The sequence below is a fragment of the Psychroflexus salinarum genome (assembly GCF_042677225.1).
In the GTDB taxonomy this organism is placed as follows: domain Bacteria; phylum Bacteroidota; class Bacteroidia; order Flavobacteriales; family Flavobacteriaceae; genus Psychroflexus; species Psychroflexus salinarum.
Map to the genome: position 1 here is coordinate 157,575 of NZ_JBHTIV010000009.1, position 18,949 is coordinate 176,523.

16 protein-coding genes and 1 tRNA gene are annotated in these 18,949 nt (G+C 35.3%); 7 read left to right on the forward strand and 10 right to left on the reverse strand.

The window, feature by feature from the left end; all coding sequences use genetic code 11:
• The first annotated feature begins 158 nt into the window (after positions 1 to 158).
• A complete protein-coding gene (locus ACFQ0R_RS08620) occupies positions 159 to 551 on the forward strand; it encodes a hypothetical protein (protein WP_379657968.1) in 393 nt (130 codons plus the stop codon).
• 294 nt (positions 552 to 845) lie between these two features.
• Here ACFQ0R_RS08620 and ACFQ0R_RS08625 read toward each other — a convergent pair whose 3' ends face one another.
• Positions 846 to 1,274: a nucleoside deaminase gene (locus ACFQ0R_RS08625; RefSeq protein ID WP_379657969.1), complete on the reverse strand. Its 429-nt coding sequence runs from the start codon at positions 1,272 to 1,274 to the stop codon at positions 846 to 848.
• Between the two features lie 200 nt (positions 1,275 to 1,474).
• On the opposite strand from ACFQ0R_RS08625, the gene ACFQ0R_RS08630 reads away from it, so the two are divergent.
• From ACFQ0R_RS08630 to ACFQ0R_RS08645, 4 genes are all read left to right on the forward strand, one after another.
• Entirely contained in the window at positions 1,475 to 1,816 is a 342-nt protein-coding gene (locus ACFQ0R_RS08630) for a DUF2141 domain-containing protein (RefSeq protein ID WP_379657970.1), read from the forward strand.
• A 428-nt stretch (positions 1,817 to 2,244) separates the two neighbouring features.
• Complete coding sequence (locus tag ACFQ0R_RS08635) at positions 2,245 to 2,781, forward strand: 1-acyl-sn-glycerol-3-phosphate acyltransferase (RefSeq protein WP_379657971.1); 537 nt, start codon at positions 2,245 to 2,247, stop codon at positions 2,779 to 2,781.
• A gap of 175 nt (positions 2,782 to 2,956) precedes the next feature.
• Positions 2,957 to 3,415 (forward strand): MgtC/SapB family protein, encoded by a 459-nt coding sequence (locus ACFQ0R_RS08640; protein ID WP_379657972.1) that lies wholly within the window; start codon positions 2,957 to 2,959, stop codon positions 3,413 to 3,415.
• A 687-nt stretch (positions 3,416 to 4,102) separates the two neighbouring features.
• On the forward strand, positions 4,103 to 4,477 hold the full coding sequence (locus tag ACFQ0R_RS08645; RefSeq protein ID WP_379657973.1) for a hypothetical protein: 375 nt from the start codon (positions 4,103 to 4,105) through the stop codon (positions 4,475 to 4,477).
• A 31-nt stretch (positions 4,478 to 4,508) separates the two neighbouring features.
• Here ACFQ0R_RS08645 and ACFQ0R_RS08650 read toward each other — a convergent pair whose 3' ends face one another.
• Both ACFQ0R_RS08650 and ACFQ0R_RS08655 read right to left on the reverse strand, forming a co-directional pair.
• Positions 4,509 to 5,072: a DUF6642 family protein gene (locus ACFQ0R_RS08650; RefSeq protein ID WP_379658069.1), complete on the reverse strand. Its 564-nt coding sequence runs from the start codon at positions 5,070 to 5,072 to the stop codon at positions 4,509 to 4,511.
• Between the two features lie 194 nt (positions 5,073 to 5,266).
• Positions 5,267 to 6,781: a BCCT family transporter gene (locus tag ACFQ0R_RS08655; RefSeq protein WP_379657974.1), complete on the reverse strand. Its 1,515-nt coding sequence runs from the start codon at positions 6,779 to 6,781 to the stop codon at positions 5,267 to 5,269.
• A 482-nt stretch (positions 6,782 to 7,263) separates the two neighbouring features.
• Here ACFQ0R_RS08655 and ACFQ0R_RS08660 point away from each other — a divergent pair, with 482 nt between their 5' ends.
• Both ACFQ0R_RS08660 and ACFQ0R_RS08665 read left to right on the forward strand, forming a co-directional pair.
• A complete protein-coding gene (locus ACFQ0R_RS08660) occupies positions 7,264 to 9,519 on the forward strand; it encodes an FUSC family protein (RefSeq protein ID WP_379657975.1) in 2,256 nt (751 codons plus the stop codon).
• Positions 9,520 to 9,721: 202 nt separating this feature from the next.
• Complete coding sequence (locus ACFQ0R_RS08665) at positions 9,722 to 10,600, forward strand: patatin-like phospholipase family protein (RefSeq protein WP_379657976.1); 879 nt, start codon at positions 9,722 to 9,724, stop codon at positions 10,598 to 10,600.
• Positions 10,601 to 10,627: 27 nt separating this feature from the next.
• On the opposite strand, the gene ACFQ0R_RS08670 is transcribed toward ACFQ0R_RS08665, so the two are convergent.
• The 7 genes from ACFQ0R_RS08670 to ACFQ0R_RS08700 form a co-directional block, all read right to left on the reverse strand.
• Positions 10,628 to 11,293 carry a class I SAM-dependent methyltransferase gene (locus tag ACFQ0R_RS08670; RefSeq protein ID WP_379657977.1) on the reverse strand — a complete coding sequence of 222 codons (666 nt, stop codon included), beginning with the start codon at positions 11,291 to 11,293 and terminating at the stop codon, positions 10,628 to 10,630.
• 437 nt (positions 11,294 to 11,730) lie between these two features.
• Positions 11,731 to 12,426 carry a TVP38/TMEM64 family protein gene (locus ACFQ0R_RS08675; RefSeq protein WP_379657978.1) on the reverse strand — a complete coding sequence of 232 codons (696 nt, stop codon included), beginning with the start codon at positions 12,424 to 12,426 and terminating at the stop codon, positions 11,731 to 11,733.
• 505 nt (positions 12,427 to 12,931) lie between these two features.
• A tRNA-Met gene (locus tag ACFQ0R_RS08680) sits at positions 12,932 to 13,004 on the reverse strand.
• 82 nt (positions 13,005 to 13,086) lie between these two features.
• Entirely contained in the window at positions 13,087 to 13,269 is a 183-nt protein-coding gene (locus ACFQ0R_RS08685; protein WP_379657979.1) for a CPXCG motif-containing cysteine-rich protein, read from the reverse strand.
• Positions 13,269 to 14,600: a TolC family protein gene (locus ACFQ0R_RS08690; RefSeq protein WP_379657980.1), complete on the reverse strand. Its 1,332-nt coding sequence runs from the start codon at positions 14,598 to 14,600 to the stop codon at positions 13,269 to 13,271. The genes ACFQ0R_RS08685 and ACFQ0R_RS08690 overlap by 1 nt, the downstream gene beginning before the upstream one ends.
• Positions 14,590 to 17,796, reverse strand: coding sequence for an efflux RND transporter permease subunit (locus ACFQ0R_RS08695; RefSeq protein ID WP_379657981.1), 3,207 nt, complete (start codon positions 17,794 to 17,796; stop codon positions 14,590 to 14,592). Before ACFQ0R_RS08695 ends, ACFQ0R_RS08690 begins: the two co-directional genes overlap by 11 nt.
• Before the next feature lie 10 nt (positions 17,797 to 17,806).
• Entirely contained in the window at positions 17,807 to 18,925 is a 1,119-nt protein-coding gene (locus tag ACFQ0R_RS08700; protein ID WP_379657982.1) for an efflux RND transporter periplasmic adaptor subunit, read from the reverse strand.
• Positions 18,926 to 18,949 lie beyond the last annotated feature (24 nt).

Genomic DNA, 18,949 nt, shown 5'->3' on the forward strand with positions numbered 1-18,949 from the left:
AATAAGTAGTTTAACGAAATGTATTAAGAAGACCTTGTTGCTTTGTGAACCTCCTGGTTATAGTATTTACTCTTTACAATAAAATAACCATTTAAAAACACCGCACCTCCCATTTCAATATTTCATTTTAATTATTTTTAAATTCTAATGATTTGATTATGAAGTATTTAAAACTGATAATTATACTTCCTTTATTAATAGCTTTTCAATGTAATGAAGATGAATTGCACACTATTGAAAATGATAATTTGAATGAAACCGGTTTAATTGGTGGTTGGGAAATCTCAGCTGAAACGATAAACGGGATTTCTGATATGCTACCAAAATGCTGTCGGTTTTTAGATTTTTATATCAATTCTAATCCTGATGATTTAAAAGGCGACTATAAATATTCAGATGACTCGGGTTTATATGACGGAGAATTTACAATAGACATAACCGAGAATCAAATTATATTTGACAACTTCAACAATGAACAAGTTATTTATAGCTTCTCAATTGATGATTCTGGGGGAGAACCTAACTTTCACCTTCACAGAAGACGATGTTGAAGTTATTCAATATTGGGTCAAACCTTATTAAAAAGCGGCCATAACAAATAGACGCAATAAAGAACGTTAGTTATTAAACACCTCATCCCCGCTGTTGAAATCATAATTGTCACTATCATTTTAAGTATCTTAAATGAATTTACTGAAGCGATTTTTGCTTAAGATTACGCTTTAATTCAAGTGACGGGTGAGTTCCTATGAAGCGTTTGGCTCTTGATGTTTTCAAATAAAATAATGAAGAGTAGTAGGTGGTCTTAAGGATTAGATTTTAGAGAAAATCTTTTGGATTTAGACTTACTTCTTAAGGAGCTCTATGCATTTTTCTCTTTCGACATCAGATTCTAAAGCGATATTATACCAGGATTTGTTAGCTACTTCCTCAGAGGTAATATTGATTTGCCTTCCAAATTCAGAAGCATCTGCGATGGATGCGCCATAAACTACCTTTCCGATTCCGGCCCAAACAATAGCACTCATGCACATGGGGCAAGGCTCCACAGTAGAGTAAAGTGTCAGTCTAGCAGCATTAGTATAGTCCAAACTATTCAATTTGTTAATAGCATTGATTTCGGCATGAGCCACAGGACCGTCCTGTTTTGTAGTATTATAAGCTTCAGTATATTCCTCCTCTTCATTTACAATTACAGCTCCAAAAGGTGTATTCCCTAGTTTTGCCTGTTCCACAGCCTTTATCATCCAATACTGGTCGTCTTTCGATATCATACTTAGTTTATTTTGGTTTGAACTATAAGGTTCTATCCAGCTAAAATAAATTATAAAATAAAATTGGCACTTCCACGCCTGTTCTTTAACTTTAAGAGGAGTAAAAGCAATACAGAACTACAAAAAATTTGTGATAAATAAGTTACCGATACTATATTAATGGATAAAATATTAACATTATAGATGTAAAACATATGAAAATGTCAAATCATCTCTTTTTTATTATTTTTCAAAAAATCGAAAATTTTAAAATGCCTAATATTTCAAAGCATGTTTTTTGGTTAGCTCTTATTTTAATAGGGTTACCATCAAAAGGATTTGCCCAAGCAGAATGCCCTACAATAAATGTGAAAATTCAAAATATAAGTAATAGTACCGGGGTTATCGCCTGTGCAATTTTTGAATCTGAGGAAGGGTTTCCTAATAAATTTATGAAATCTGCTTCTAAAATCATGATTACACAAATAAGAGGTAAAGATGCGAGTTTTGAATTTTCAGATATTAAAGCAGGTAAATATGCCATTGCCGTAATCCATGACTAAAATATGAATGGCGAACTTGACACCAACCTGTTTGGGATACCTACTTAGGGCTATGGCTTTTCCAGTGGTGCTGAAGTCAAAATGAGTGCTCCTTCATTTTCTGAAGCTCAATTTTCCTATGACGGGGGAAATTTGCAAATGTCAATAGCTCTCGACTACTAAAATTACTCAAACGTGCTATTGGAGTTAATTTAAGAGATCAACCAATTGTAACTCCTACTCCACTGTTGAAATCTTCAGAGTAGTGAAATATTAAAGCGATTGTTTTTAATTGATTTCTTAGCAAATCTTAATGAATCTAATGAGGATCATCATAAATTCTCTGTCACCTCTTTCTTCCAGTAATTTTTTAATTAGTATTCATACTGATATTAAAAAACATTCCTAATTTTATAAAGTATGTTTTATTATAAACAGAACATTATATAATGCGTTTATCAAAATTTATATTTCAATCCCTTTTAGGCTGGTCGATAGAAGGACAATTTGACAAAGCTATCCCTAAGACTGTTGTCACTGTACTTCCCCACACTAGCTGGCATGATTTCTATATTGGTGCGCTTACTAGAAAAATTATAAACACACCCATTCATTATGTAGCCAAAAAGGAATTATTTGATTCTCCTTTTGGCTGGTATTTCAAATGGATGGGAGGTGAACCCATTGAACGTACCACCAAGCAAAATAAAGTAGAACAAATTGTAAAGCTATTCAACTCTAAAGAAGAGTTTCGTCTTGCTATTGCTCCAGAGGGTACCAGAAAAAAAGTGGAAAAATGGAGAAGTGGATTTTACTACATCGCTTACAATGCAAACGTGCCAATTACTGCTGTAGCCTTTGACTACTCTACCAAAACAGTAAAGATTTCAAAACCTTTTTACGCCACAGGTAACTATGAAAAGGATTTACTAGACTTACAAAAATTTTATAAGGGTGTTGTAGGAAAGATTCCTGAGTTCACTTAACTAATAATTCATAAATCGTTTTTGATATTGAATTTTCAACTCTCAATTTTTATTTAAAGATGAACTTTTGATCTTTTCAATACTTCCAAAACAATCAAATTAGTTTGAAAATCTTATATTAGATATAATTACATCTAAACCCATTTTTGACCCTGGGTCTTAAAATAGTTTTGTTATGCCTGAATTTGACTGGACTGGAGAATTACTGATACTAATGAATGTAACTATTGCAGCGGTATTAACTGGATTTGTCGGATTGGAAAGAGAAGCGAAAGATAAGCCTGCCGGTTTCAGAACCAATATGATTGTTGGGAGCTCTTCAGCTTTGATTCTATCCTTAGGTAAAGTGCTTGTTGAAAATTATATGGAAAGCGGATTGCAAAACGTAATCCAGCCAGACCCTACCAGAATTATTGAAGCTATCATTTTGGGAATTAGTTTTATTGGGGCTGGAACCATATTAAAAGCCAGTGAAGAAAGCAAAGTCTATTATCTTACAACAGCCGCCACAGTACTTTTCTCGGCTGGTATCGGTATTGCCGTTGCTTTAGAACAATATGTGATTTCCGTTGTGGCTACCTTATTATTACTAATTATCAACAGAGTAGCCAGACGTTTGGATAAAAGAAAATGACCCGCCGGTTTCAAGGTTATTAATGCCACTGAAGTACCTGTTAATGGCTTTTTTAAATTATTCTAATCTTGAGAATTTAATTTTTTATGCAACTGTTTTTGAGTGTTTAAATCTTCGTAAAAACACAATTTCTTTAAAGGTGATAGTTACTTCTGCCCAATCAAGCTCAATCAACTACAACCATTTTGTTGAACTGTAATTAAATGCTTAGGCTAGAAATTACTCCTATAAAATTGAAGTGAACAAGGGTACATCATTCGAAGTTTTGAGATCTATTTAGATATCGATTCTATAACTGGTCACATAAGATATTTTCTAAAGAGAATTAATCGATAAGAAAAGGAGGATTAATCATCACCCTCAAGAACTTACAACTATATAATGTACATTATTTTATTAAGTAATGTACATTAATTAACTATTTAATGTACATTATTCTTTTATAAGCTCAAAAGCTTTTTTCAGAGCCTCTTTACAATCATTCCAGAAGTACCTGAGAAATGAAGAAATAATGTGCTGCACATGCTTTAAATATTACTAAATGCAATATTGAAAACCCCACCAGGAAGCTTTTCCTGGAAAAAAACAGGAATAAATCATTGAAAAAAGATATCAATTACAATTTTTATTAAAACTATTTTTTGATATTTAAATTATAAAAAAACCTTCTGATTAATAGTTTTAATAATGCAAAAGAAATTTGAATATAAATTTGATGATTCTCTCGGCATTTTAATTAAGACCTATTATGGACTTATTACAATAGAGGATATAGAATCTTCCTGGAGATATGCGTTTGAAAATGGTTTAATACCCGAGAAAAAAAAGGGGTTTATTTTGGATTATCGGAAATCAAATTTTGATATCGAAATTGATGAACATACTTTAATAGCTGATTTTTACAGAAAACATATCGATGTGTTTGGAAATTATAAAATTGCAATAATCACTGAAAATCCAAAAGATATTGTAGTCCCAATGCTGGTTGAATCTCTAGATAGAGGCTATTACTCAAAGCCGTTTAGTACATTTGATGCTGCAGTGGACTGGGTTTTAAATTGATTTATATCTGAGTAAAGAGAATTAAAAGTTTTTAATAATACAATCTAAAGTCTAAAAACTTACAGAGCTTATAATGCTTTTGAAACATCTGTTCAACGACCTCTCTCAAATCGTCATTTTCATAAAACAAACTGAAAAACAAACGATCCAGGGTATAAGCACTCGACATATTTTCTGAGTGAAATCCGTATCCGGAAATCGCTCGGGCACCAGTTACGTCCAGAAAATACTGGCACTCTTCATCAGTTAAATCCAGAACCTTTAGGTTGGCGAAGTGTATAACCTTTCCTTTCATTTTTCCTTCAAAAAGTTCTGCAATCTCCTCTATGCTGTAGTAATACCCATTGATTAAAATAGTATTAGCTTCACCTGAAAGAACCAGATAAATGATTTCATAATCCTGAAAATGATGATCGTCATACAGTAAAAAATTCAGACTCTGCTCTAAACCTTCAATAGTATCACAAGCCTTATAAATACTTGAAATTTCCTGTGTTAAGGCCATATTCTCCAGGATCTTGACGACTTCAGTCGTTTCTACTCTGTCCACATCAGGAACGGCTTCAAGACAATAGATAAAATTTTCCAGTTCCATTAACTTACTTTTCATTATCACTTTAAATCAGAACCAAATTTAATTAATAGGCTGTTTCCAACTCCTCATATTTCTCTTTTGGCGTAAGATGGATCCTGACTTAGTAAAAGCTCCCTACTTATTTTCAAGACAGGTGAGTCCCAACAACGCTTCAGATATAAGCATGACTTAGTTCTCAAATTTAAAAACACTGACTACTTACTTTTTAACTGTTTATCTTTTTTAAGACTTTTGAGCAGAGAGATACTCACAAAAATCAAAATAATAGCAAACGGAAATCCTGTTGAGATGGATGCCGATTGAAGAGCAGACAAACCTCCTCCTACCAACAAGGCAATCGCTATAGCACCTTCCATAAATGCCCAGAACACCTTCTGACCTTTTGGGGCGTCCAGTTTTCCGCCGGAAGTCATAAAGTCTACCACTAGTGAGCCACTATCTGATGACGTAATAAAAAAAGTACCCACGAGAAAAATACTCAGAACTGCAGTGATTTTATAATACGGCAGGTTTTCTAACATTTTGAATAATCCCAAAGAGCTGTCGTCAGTTACGATTTGGGCTAAGTCTGCAACATTGTTAAGTTGCATATCCAATGCTGTTCCACCTATGACAGACATCCAAAGCATAGAAAACAAGGAGGGCACTAATAAACCGTAAATAGCGATATCTTGAAGCGTTCTTCCTTTGGAAATTCTGGCTATAAAAGTGCCTACAAATGGTGACCATGAGATCCACCACACCCAATAAAACATCGACCAGGATTTAAACCATTTCCCTTCTTCCCCATATTGATTTCTGTAGGTGCTCAATTCAAAAAAATCAGTCAGGTACAGACCTAGGCTTTCAACGAAACCATCAAATAGAAAGACTGTTGAAGCAACAAACAAAACAAAAATAAACAGTATTCCAGCGATTATTATATTCAGATTACTCAAGTACTTTAAGCCCTTGTTTAAACCTGAAAGGACAGAAACAGTAGCAATCAAGGTGATTCCAACGATGGATAGAATTTGAATATTTACAGAATTCGACAGTCCCGACAATTCTGAAATACCAGTTGTAAACTGAACTGCACCAAAACCAAGTGTCGTTGCCAGGCCAAATAAAGTTGCTAGTACAGCAATGACATCTATAGCATAACCAATAAAGGAATTCATGTATTTACCAAATAGTGGTTTCAAAGTTGATTTTATCGATAAAGGAGCATTTTTATTGAATGTGAAATAAGCTAAAGCAATCCCCAGCAAAGTATAAATTCCCCACACATGAAATCCGTAATGAAAAAACGTGTGTTTCATCGCCAATTTAGATTTATCTATACCGGACAGACCGCTTTCAATGGGATTACTGAAATGCAACATGGGTTCTGCTACACTAAAATACACTAAACCAATACCCATTCCAGCCGAAAACAACATAGCAATCCATGAAAATTTACTAAAGCTGGGACGGGCATCGCTTCCTCCAATTCTTATTTTACCATACTTGCTGAAGGCCAAATAAACAACGAAGAATAAAAAGTAATTGATAGCTATATTGATAAACCACCCAAAGTTTTCGGACATATATGCCCTAAAGGTTGAAAACCCTGCTTCTGCCTGTTCGTTGAAAATTATGGTAAATGTTACGAAAACAACCGTAATTAGAGCAGATGGAATAAATACTGGTTTTGAAATGTCAAAGTATTTATTAGTGTAATTTTTCATATCCAATCCTTAGTGTTTACAAAAATCATTGACAATTTTAAAATCTTAGTTGTCTATCATTTTAATTTCAAATGTAAACCACCAAAAAGAAAAAAAGGGTTTAGATTAGATATTATAATGCATGTTTTAATCTTGCTTTATCTAAGTTTCCATACAAGTATTCACGTTTTGTCTTGAACTTAGACCAAAAGCTAAATTTTATTTGTTTTAAATTTTCTTGTACAAAATGAGGCCTTTGGGTAGTAGTACGGCTCAGGATAAAATCACGACCAACTGCCAATACTCCATCCTAAAAAGACATCTTCACCAACTGAAGTTTCTTTCAGGAGGAAATAAAGCCGTTTTGATATATAGTTGCTAGATCAGCAGCAACAGCTTTGCAACAATTTATATCTAATGTTGCAAAACCAGAGACACTCCTAAAACAATTAAAAAGCCAGGGCTGTTACTATGAATTAAATTAACTTTATCAAAAAATCAATTTGAAAGAAACGTTCAAACAGCTCGAATTATTCTTCAAGAGTTCCAATTTTGATCGTGGAATTCGTGTGGGTGTAGCGCTTGCTATACCATTTGCTGTTTTTTACGCTTTAGGCTATTTCGAATTGGCTCTACCCATTGTGTTAGGTGCGTTTTTAAATGCTCCAGGAGACATGCCGGGCAGTAGAAAACGTAAAGTTAACGCCATTTTAATCAGTACAGGGTTAACCATGCTGATCACCACAATCATCCTGTTTACAAAGCCTTACCTGCCACTATTATTAATCGCTATGGGAGTGATTGCCTTTTTTGTATCCCTCCTATCTGTTTATGGTTTTAGAGCATCTTTGGTATCTTTCTCAGGTTTACTGGCCATGGTGATTGCCTTTGCAATCGATAAAACATCAACTTCTGCTATTTTAATTCAGGTGGCCCTGATGGGCTTAGGTGGTCTCTGGTATTTATCAGTATCTCTAATTTTTCAAATCATTTTTCCTAATAAAGATCAAAATCAGTTGCTATCGGATACACTGCATTTGATTGGTGATTATTTGAAGCTACGTGCCAAACTACTCACCAGTACAAAAGATAGAGACCAACGCGTTCAGCGAAACTTTAGTCTTCAAAATCAAATCAACGATAAGCACGAAACCCTTCGAGAGACTCTATTAACAGCTAGAAAGCGGTCCGGACGCTCCCGATACGAAGAGAAACAATTATTGATTTTTATTTCGACAATTAAAATTTTTGAACTCATCGAAGCTGAGCAGATGAATTATGAAACCATCGATAAAATTTTTAAGGATAGAAAAGAGTTTTTAAAACCAGCAAAGAAGTTGAATAAGATTATGGGGAACCATCTTATTCGCCTGTCGGAGGTGCTGATGCAGCAGAATCCATTACCAGATAAAAAGAATTTAACGTCGGCTTTAGCTCGGGCAAACGCTTCCATAACCGACTACCTTGATAATGTTAAACTGCCTCAAGCCAGAGAAGGCGCTTTGATTTTGAAAAACTTATACGATTACCAGGAACAGTTGCTGGAAGAAATTATAGCTATCAGAAGAGCTATGGATAATGTGAAAGAGGCTTCAAAAGTATCTTTAAAACGTCAAGACGCTAGTCAGTTTTTGACCTTACACGAGTATAGGTTCAACGTAATGTTACAAAACTTGCGCTTAGACTCTACATTATTTAGACACTCCTTAAGACTTAGCATTGCCATGCTATTCGCCTATAGTCTGGGCATCTTTTTTGAAATTCAAAATACCTACTGGATTTTACTTACCATCATAGTAATTATGCGTCCAAGTTACGGGTTGACCAAGGAGCGCTCTAAGGATCGAATTACAGGCACCCTTATTGGGGCCGTCATAGCCGTAGGGATTGTTTTACTGACTCAAAATGAAATAGTATATGCGGTTTTGGCATTGGTATCTCTGGTTTTTGCGTTTGCCTTAATTCAGCAAAACTATAAGTCGGCTGCAGCCCTTATCACCATTAGTATTGTTTTCGTCTATTCTTTTATCAACCCTAAAGCTTTAGAAGTTATACAGTATAGGGTGATAGATACATTTATAGGTGCGATCATCGCTGTAGTGGCTAATTATAGCCTGCTGCCCAGCTGGGAAGTATTTAACCTAAAAAAAGTTCTTATTGAAGCATTAAAGGCGAACAAAGCTTATCTTCTCGCTACCCAGGATCTATATAAAAACCCTGATGATAAATTATTAGCCTATAATCTTGCGAGAAAAGAGGCATTCCTGGCTATCAGTCAATTGAACGCTGCCTTTCAGAGACTGACTCAGGATCCTAAATCCAAGCAAAAAGAATTTCAGTTAATTTATGAAATGGTAACGCTTCACCAGACGCTCATTTCTGCCATAGCGTCTATTGGCAACTTCATCACTCAACATCAAACCACTCCTGCTTCTGTTGAATTTAATATGCTCATCAACAGAATCTCAGATACACTTCAGGGCGCACTGGATAGTCTGGAACGGACTTCAACACAGGAAAACATAGCTAAAACTAAAGCTGAGGATGCTCATAAGAAATTACTAAATGAATATAAGCGCCTAGCACATGTAAGAGATGAAAACATCAAGCTAGGGAATGAAGAACTGGATACCGAAACTCTACATTCTTTACAGGAAGCCTACTTGATCTCTAACCATCTGGGATGGCTTGTATCTTTATCGGATAATTTAGAGCGATCTACAAAGCGCTATAAGGAGACGATTTTACAGGACAAATGAAAAAGTTATAATCAAAGTTAAGCTAAAACCTTTTTTATCAGGGATTAATTAAAAAAACAACAATGAATTTATCCAAACTCCACTCTATACCTGTCGGTAATCTTTTAAACTTTAAAAAGGACATTTTGATGATTTGAGAATTTTTTAAAAGTAAATTTGAATTTAAATTTTGTTGTGATCAGGGTTATAATCAAAAAAGTAAATGAAAAAAGTATCGTTAGTTTTATCTGGAGGAGGTGCAAGAGGTCTCGTCCATATTGGAGTTCTGGAGGAGCTGGAACAGCAGGGCTATGAAATTCACTCAATAACAGGCACTTCTATGGGTGCTGTGGTTGGCGGAATTTATGCAGCAGGAAAAATTAAGGAATTTAAAGAATGGACCTTAAAACTCGATAAAATTGATGTCTTCAATTTAGTGGACTTCACGCTTTTTAAAAGTGGGTTTATTGAAGGAGACAAAGTCTTTGAAGAATTATCAAGCTTCATTCCTGATAAACAAATTCAGGACTTACCCATTCGGTTCTGCGCCACCGCTACCGATTTAATCAGCAAAAAACAAGTGATTTTCAAGGAAGGAAGTCTGTATAAGGCAATGCGGGCTTCCATAGCTATTCCGAATGTCATAACCCCACTGAAAAATGAAGATTCGATCCTTGTAGATGGTGGCGTTATCAATAATACTCCTATTCCCTATGCTCCGCGAAATGACAATGATGTTCTGATTGCAGTAAATGTAAATGCAGATCTTCCCATACCCGAAAAGCCTGAAAAGCTTGAAAAAAAGGAGGAGGAACAGTCTTTTTATCAAAGCACTATTGATAAATTTAATAAAAATCTGAGTAAATTATTCTCGGACGATACGCCTAATGATTTAAGCTATTTTGATATCATGAATATCTCATTCGAATTAATGAGGAATGAAATGGTTAAGAATACGCTTGAAAAAAATCCACCTGATATTTTAATAGAAACCCCAAGATATTTCTGTGAGATATATGATTTTTATAAAGCCGAAGAATTGATAGAAATGGGACGCAAGGCAGCACTCAAGAGTTTGAACGATTACAAAGACAATCAGTAAATAGCTAATAAATCGGCAAAAGCCGACTTAATAAATTTTATATAGAGTTGTCTCAATAACACCTTTGTTATCTTCAGACGTAATTGTCAATAACTTTTTTTCTCCCTTTACTTTAAAATTAAATGGCGGAGCTAATAAATTTACACCGCTTTGTTTTTTTAATCTCGTGCCCTGTCCGGAAATAATTTCTTTATTAGGCACAAATTCACCCTTTGGCAAATGCTCGGTGAGAACAAGAAACCTGTAATTGTATAATTTGTCTAGTATAGCTTGTATCTCGTCATTTGAGAGATGCTGCAGAACTTGTCTTAAAATGACAATATCAGCAACTGGTAAATCATCTGTTGCTATATCCAGGCATTGAAAATCTAAATTGTTATGATTAAAAGTCCTTGAATTATACTCTATAAGATCTTCAACTATATCCACACCGATATACTTATCGGCATACTGCACCAAATTTTCCCCTACATTAAAATCGCCACAACCCAGGTCACAAATTACAGGCGGAGATTCAAAAGTCTCTAAATAAGAGGACACAACGTCAATGTAGGGGTTTACGATTTCAGGATGATGAGAACCAATCCCTGAATAAAAATCTGAGTCGTTGTTACCCCAGAGTTTCATTGTATAAATTTGCTCCATAGCATCCCTTGTGGGCCAGGCTTTCTTCATTTTGTCCTTCAAATTCATTTTTGTGAATAATTTGTTTTAACAAAGCAGGTCTGTAGTGAACTGCAATATATAAGAAATCAATGTATACAATAATTACATATTTAATATTGACTTTCCATTACACGTTTATTTGACGTAAGTATTCCGTTTAATCAGAAGATGAGTTGGCTTTTTCTGCTTGAGGTCAACGAAATGCAAGTCTTGTTTAAACCTGTTAAATAATAGCTTTTACTCTTCCTCTGAAAGCGCGTTCTTTACCTGATAAGGGGTGTTTGTATCCATATCTAATCGTGAAATTAGATAGATTGAAAACACAATGGTTAGCAGGCAGAGGCTTATGAAGTTTCCGATACATGAACAGTGGTAATGATTAAAAGAACTATAAGCGATACCGGCACGGTGTCTTTATCAAGTCGGAAATATTAGGATGAGAAGTGGTCATAAGCGGAAATTGACTATTCTTTAAGCTTTCGCCGTTTCTTATCCCACCAAACGTAGTAAACAAAGCCAAGTAAAAAGATTAAAGATCCCCACTTCAAGCGCTCTAAGTTTTCTCCTAAAACAGCTATAAAAACAGTTAATGGCAAGATACCTATCAGGGTAGCTCCTATAAAACGCCAGTAACCCATTTTTAGCATGCCGCCAACAAAACTAATGGCATCATTGGAAAGAAAGGGGTTGAGTCGCGTGATGACGACCGCCCAGAATCCGTATTCGCTTATAAATTCTTCAATTTTTTTTTCAGTTTTTTGACCTAACAGCTTCATGATAATGGTCTGGCCTAAATAGCGGCCCACAAAGTAACCTACCGATGAAGCCGCAAAAATAGCAATCAAAATAATAACACTACCCCAAAACGCACCATAGGCCAGAATTGAAACAACCATGAGAGCTACACTTGGAATGACTATTAAAAACATCTGCGCTATCATGGCCAGGACGAGAATTAAAGGGCCATACCAGCCAAAATCATCCACCCAGCTTTTAATTCGTTGCTCATCGTTGCTAGTCAGAACTAGCCAGGCTTCATCCAGAAATTGCTGCAGGCCGGGCACAAAAAAATAACCAGCTACCATACCGCCTAAGAGTAACAGTGAAAGTAAAAGAGGAAGATGGTTTTCATTATTGCTGCTTTGAGGTGAATTTTTCATTGATTTGTAGTTAGCAACATGTTCTGGTTGTTATTACCGAAGAAGTATTGCTTAGATTATCGTCTATTTTTTTACTACTACAAAATTAAATGCTGACGTTGAATTAAATCAAATTTAGGATAAATTATTAGCTATACTGGATAGTATATCACACATGTAGAAAGTGATTCAAAAAATCTAAAGCAATTCGAATAACTGCTTATGCTCTTCCCTTCTAAATGTATTAAGCACCTGATATAGAATTTAATACCTCATCCCTTAAACAGATCTGGATAATCTTCATGTAATTCTACACCTATCTCTCACAGGTATTTTCACATGCAGTCATGGTGGAATGACCAGTTGGAAATATCGACACCACCGGTATAAATTTTGAATTCTGAAAAGTCTAGTTTCAAGGACAAATCGTTTACTCTAGCGTTTACGGCTCGAAAAGCAAGAAATTTAAAGACATAAAAAAACGGATTGTGGTAGACAATCCGTTGATTTACTTGATTTAAGCTAGTAGCGGGGACTGGACTCGAACCAGTGACCTTCGGGTTATGAGCCCGACGAGCTACCTGCTGCTCTACCCCGCGATATATGTTTGTGTTGTATTTGTCAATATCGGACTGCAAATATAAGTCGAATTATCAATTCTACAAAATAAAACTTCAACTTTTATTGCTCAATATCTTCAGCCCTGAATTCTTGAAGTTCTTCGTCTTCAAAACGAACTGTCACTTGAATTGGGTTACAGCAGACTTCACAGTCTTCCACATAGGTTTGCTGCCTCACAGACGGATCCAACAGCATACTAATTTCTTCCCAGCAATAAGGACATTGAAAGTAATATTCAAACATTAAAAGTCGATATTTAATAGTTGACCTGTCAGTTGTAACAACTGTAATTCTGCAATCTTCGCATCGTATTTAGCTAAATTACGACTTGTTTGTGCATTTATCAAATTGATTTGTGCTTGTCGAAACTCGATAGAAGTAATCTGACCTATACTGAATTGCTCCTTGGAACGGTCAAAGTTATTTTTATTTGTAATCACATTTTGCTCTTGCAATTCAAAGATATACAATCGATTTTTGTAGTTATTGAACGCGTTTGAGATATCGCGTTTGACCTGAAACTTAATCTGATCTTTTAAGACTTCCTGAGTCTTGTAGCCCACTTTAGCATTCTGTACTCTAACGGCAGTCTGCCCGCCATCAAACAAGTTCCATGACAAACTCACCCCTGCTGACAGTCCTTCTAAAGTTTGTGTGGAACCTGGAAAAAAAGGGGATTCTGGACTTATGTTCCTATTCCATCCATAAGAACCAAACAGGTCTATTTGAGGAAAATAACCCGATCTGCTGATTTTGATATCGTAATCACTAATGGTCAGATTTCTTTCAATTTTAAGAACAGAGACATTGTTCTCTTCAGCTTTTTCGATGTACTGAGCTATAAGAAGTTCTGGAATAAAATTGACCAGAGTATCTACTTTAAATTCTTTTTCAAATTCAATATTTAAAATTAACATCAAGTCCCGACGTGTATTTTCTAGGTTTTGTCTTGCATTTATGAGGTTGATGCTATCATTGGCAGCATCGACTTCAGCATTAAGAACTACTAGTTTTGAATTTTGACCAAATTGAAATTGATAATTGGATCGTTTTACTCTTTCATTAGAAATTTCCATGGTTTGCTCAAGGATCTGAACGTTCTCATAAATCCTAGCCACTTCATAATACACTGTGAACATCTGGATAAGAGTATTTTCAATTGTTTCTCTTACTTCCAATCCTGAAAGATCGTACTGTTCCTTAAGGCTTTTGTAATTGTAAAGACGCCCCAAGCCGTCAAAAACTGTGTAGTTTAAATCTAAACTTGCTCTATAGCTTCGAGTCTCCAGATCATTTTGATCTATTGGTTCACGCCCTTCAACCTCAGCGAGTCGGTCTTGAAGGCTGAAATCATAACCAAAGCTTGTAGACAATGTAGGTAAATATCCTGAATTCAGAATACCTTGATTATTATCTGCAATTTCCAGGTTATTCTCAGAAACTTCAATGTCGAAGTTTTTACTAAGAACCAATTCAATCGCCTGATTTTTATCCAGTAATGTATCTTTTCTAACCTCTTGTGCTGTAAGACAAGCTGTCAATAAAACTAATAAGATGACTAATTTACTTCTCATCTTCATGTGCTTTTTCTCCTTGTTGTTCTTTATAAGCTCTTTCTAAAGTCACTCTATCTACTACTTTCCCTTTTGGAATCCACTTTGCCCCTACCTTGATGTAATTGCTTATTGATAAGAAAATAGGAAGCAAAATAAGCGTTAATACGGTCGCAATTCCAATTCCGTAAGCTATAGAAATAGCCATAGGTTTTAAAAATTGTGCCTGTCGGCTTTTCTCAAAAATAAGTGGTGCCAAACCAGCAATTGTTGTCAGAGAAGTAAGAAAAATAGCTCTAAATCTAGATTTGCCGGCATTGAAAATGGCGTCATCAAAAGAAAGACCATCTCGTATGTTATTATTGAATCTGCCAATCAGCACCAGTCCATCGTTTACCATAATACCAATGAGAGCTATAATTCCCAAAGCGGATAAAACATTGATAGGGAAACCATGAAAATAATGCCCCCAAGCTACGCCAATGATGCTAAATGGAACCAACAGCAGAAGAATAAGTGGTTGGCTATAGCTTCTAAATGTAAAAGCAATAGTTGCATAAATCAGAAATAAAATAATAGGTAAAACTCCTTTTGCTGAATTTGATAATTTTCCAGCTTCTCTGTTTTGACCTTCATAAGACACCGAAAGAGATTGATATTTGTTTAAAAGATCTGGCATGACATTATTCTGAATGTCTGCTAGAATTTCAGTAGAACTTCCGTTGGGATCCTCCATATCTGCACTAACCTGAATTTCACGCAATCCGTCCAAGTGACTAATAGATTCTGTTCCTCTTATGATTTCATAAGTTGCAATTTCAGAAAAAGGGACTCTGCTTCCGGAAGGAGTTGTCAAACGCATATCTTCAAGATTGGAAATGGAAGACCTGTTTTCTAAATTATATCTTACCCAAACTCGTATTTCGTCTTGACCTCTTTGAAAACGTTGTGCGGAAGCACCGAAAAATCCATTTCTTACCTGACGCATCACCTCAGATAAATCCAGACCTAAAGCATAAGCATTTTCCTTAAGCCTTATATCTATTTCCTTAATCCCTTCCGGATCTGTATCTGAGACATCCTTTAAAAGGGGATTATCTTCCATCTCCTTTTTCAAAGCCTCCTTAGCTGCTTGTAACTCATTAATATTATTACCTAAAAGAGAAACCGAAACTGGTGAGCCACCAAAATTACCTCCAGAACCATAAGTGAGATTTTCTACACCAAGTATAGTTCCTGCCTCTTCTCTTATCGCGTTGGTAATTTCTGGAGAAGAAAAATCACGCTCTTCCCCTGGCAATAGATTAACTTGAAGAGAAGCTTTATTATTGCCCGGTCCAACTCGTTTTATAATATTTTCTACTACCTGTTTATTTCCAGATTGACGTTCGGTAAAATCTTCGTTCACCCTCCAGGCGGCAGCTTCTACATAGGAAATAATAGAGTCTGTTTTGGCTGGATTCACACCTTCAGCCATAAGTAAATTTATAGATACTCTATCACTAGCAATACTTGGAAACAAAGTAATTCTTACAATATTTCCTCCAATAGCTCCTATGGTGATAATGATGAAAGCTACAAATATGGAAAGTGAAAATATCTGATTTTTTAAGGAAAATCTCAAAATAGGAGCGTAAAACCTATCACGGAGATAACTCATTATTTTATCACCAACTTTGTTGACAGATCTTAATTTGCTAAAGAGTTTCCCAAAGAAACTTTTATTTTCATCTTCTGAATCTGTATTTCTCACAAGTGCTTTAGAATGCGCTATGTGAGCAGGTAAGATTATGAAAGCTTCTACCAGTGAGACGACAAGCGTCAAAATAACTACAGTAGAGACTTCACTGAAAAATTCTCCTATCCTACTGTCTAAAAACAAGAAAGTGACAAAGGCTAAAATAGTAGTAATAATAGCTGAAATCACTGGAGGAAGAACTTCCATTGTCCCATCTATAGCAGCTTGAATTGGTTTTTTACCCCTTTCGTAATGTTGATAGATATTCTCTGAAATTACAATCCCGTCATCTACCAGAATACCAATTACGATAATCATCCCAAACAATGAAAGAACATTTATAGTTACATTGAATAACCCAGCAAAAACAAACATTCCCAAAAAAGCAACAGGTAAACCAAAGGAGACCCAAAAAGCTAAGCGAGTGTTAAGAAATAGGGAAAGGAAAAACAAAACAAGCAGGATCCCAACTGCCCCGTTTTCTAGAAGAAGTTGTGTTCTTTGCTTCAAAGTGATTGAATTATCACTTACAACATTAAGCTGAACATTATTGTTTTTTTCATTGAACTCATCAACATAAACATTTACTTTATCAGCTGTTGAAATAAGGTCTTCGGAATTGGTATTGCTTATTGAAATATTTACAGAAACATTCCCATTAAAAAAGGATACGTTCGCTGTGTCTTCAAATTGATCTTTTACCTCAGCAATATCAGATAATCTTACGGTATTTCCGCTTGCATCAGATCTCACTACAATATCGTTGAGTGCGTCTGCGTAGTAATTCCTTTGATTTGCTCTTATCAAATAATCTTCTGCAGAGGTCTTAATAGTTCCACCTGTGGTAAGGATATTATTTTGAGCAACTTTTTGAGCAACTTCTTCAAAAGTTAAATTATAAGCTAAAAGTTGATCTTCAGAAAGAGAAATTTCAATTTCTTCATTTGGAAAACCAGTGATTTCAATTTGAGAAATACCATCAAGCCTCCTCAAGTCAGACTCGATTTGGTAACTGATATCCTTAAGCGTCTTCAGAGAAATATCATCACCAGAGATAGCAAAATCAATAGTCTGCCTTACATTTTCTTGTTTGGCAACGACCAAAGGTTCCATTCCCGAAGGAAAGGTTGGAACTCGATCAACAGCGTTCTTCACCTCCGTAAGCATGACGTCAATATCTTCGTCTTGCTCTATCTCTACAGTTATAGAACCACCGCTTTCTCTGGCGACGGAAGTGACTCTATCTATCCCTTCAAGTCCTTTCAGGTTATCTTCTATCTTGAGGATGATTCCTTCTTCGATTTCTTCTGGTGCGGAACCAGGATAATTCACCGAAATCTGAATAATTTTTGACTCCACAAGTGGAAAGAAAGAAGACTTCAGACTTAAAGCCCCTGCAATCCCAAAAATGACAAATGCTAGAATGACGACATTTACGGCGACGTCATATTTTATGAAATAGGAAATAAGTTTTCTCACAATACAATTCTTACAAAGATTCTTCTTTTTCTATGGAAACTTTCATTCCTGAATAGGCGCCAGGCACGACTCCAGATAAAATTTTAGTACCGTCTGGAATTCCCTTTACGATAACCTGTTCTTTGTTGAAGTGAACAGGATTAATAGTTATCAATTTCAAAAGTCCATCCTCAACGGCATAAACTTCAGACGTATTTATAATAAGCTCACGCGGAATCTGAACTGAATTTTCAATTTCATTTGCTGTAACTATAGCTTCCAGATACATGCCTTCTTTAGCGTCTTCATTCTTAAATCGAATAAAAACCTGAACACTTTGAGAGCTTTGGTCAATTTGAGCATTTATTCTTGTGATTTCACCTTCAAAAGTCTCGTCCTGATTAAGAGGATGCATTTCTACCTTGTTGCCAACATCAATAAATTTGATATATTCTTGCTTAAGTGCTATCATTAATTCAAAGACAGATGGATCAATAAATTCTCCCAGTTTTTGACCGGGTCTCACGAGTGTTCCTTCATTAACTAAAGCCTCTGTTAAAACCCCGTCAAATGGTGCTCTCAAGTTAAATTTGGATAAACGCTCTTCGAGATTTTTGAGCGTGTAATAATCAGATAAAATATTTCTTCCAGTTATAAAATACCTTTCTTTATTATTTTCAAATTCCGGTAATTCCGGAGTTGAAGATTTCATTGAAAACTCATCCAAATAAGCTTTCCATTTGGGATAAATATCTGGATAATCTAATCTCAAGTCTGGCATTATAGATGATAATGAACTAAAAAGTGAACTCTTCACAGATTGAACATTGGCTGTAAATTCCCTGTCATTGATTTTAAGAAGAAGCTCTCCCTTTCTATAGTATTGACCTGCCCTAAAGTTTTTGGAACTTTTCAAAAACACGCCTTCAACTTCTGCGAAAATTTCAAACTTGTTTAGAGCTGATACTGTTCCATTTGTAGTCAATTGAACTGGAATGGTTCTGTTTTTAACTGTTTGGACAACAACTGGCTTTTCTAGCTGAAGATTTTCTGGCTTTTCTTTTACGTTGCTATCAATTATAAATTTTGCAACAAAAATCGCTAAGACGATGATCAAAACTCCAAGAACCGATAAAATTATTTTTCTCATAGTAGCATTAAGACCTCAAATCAG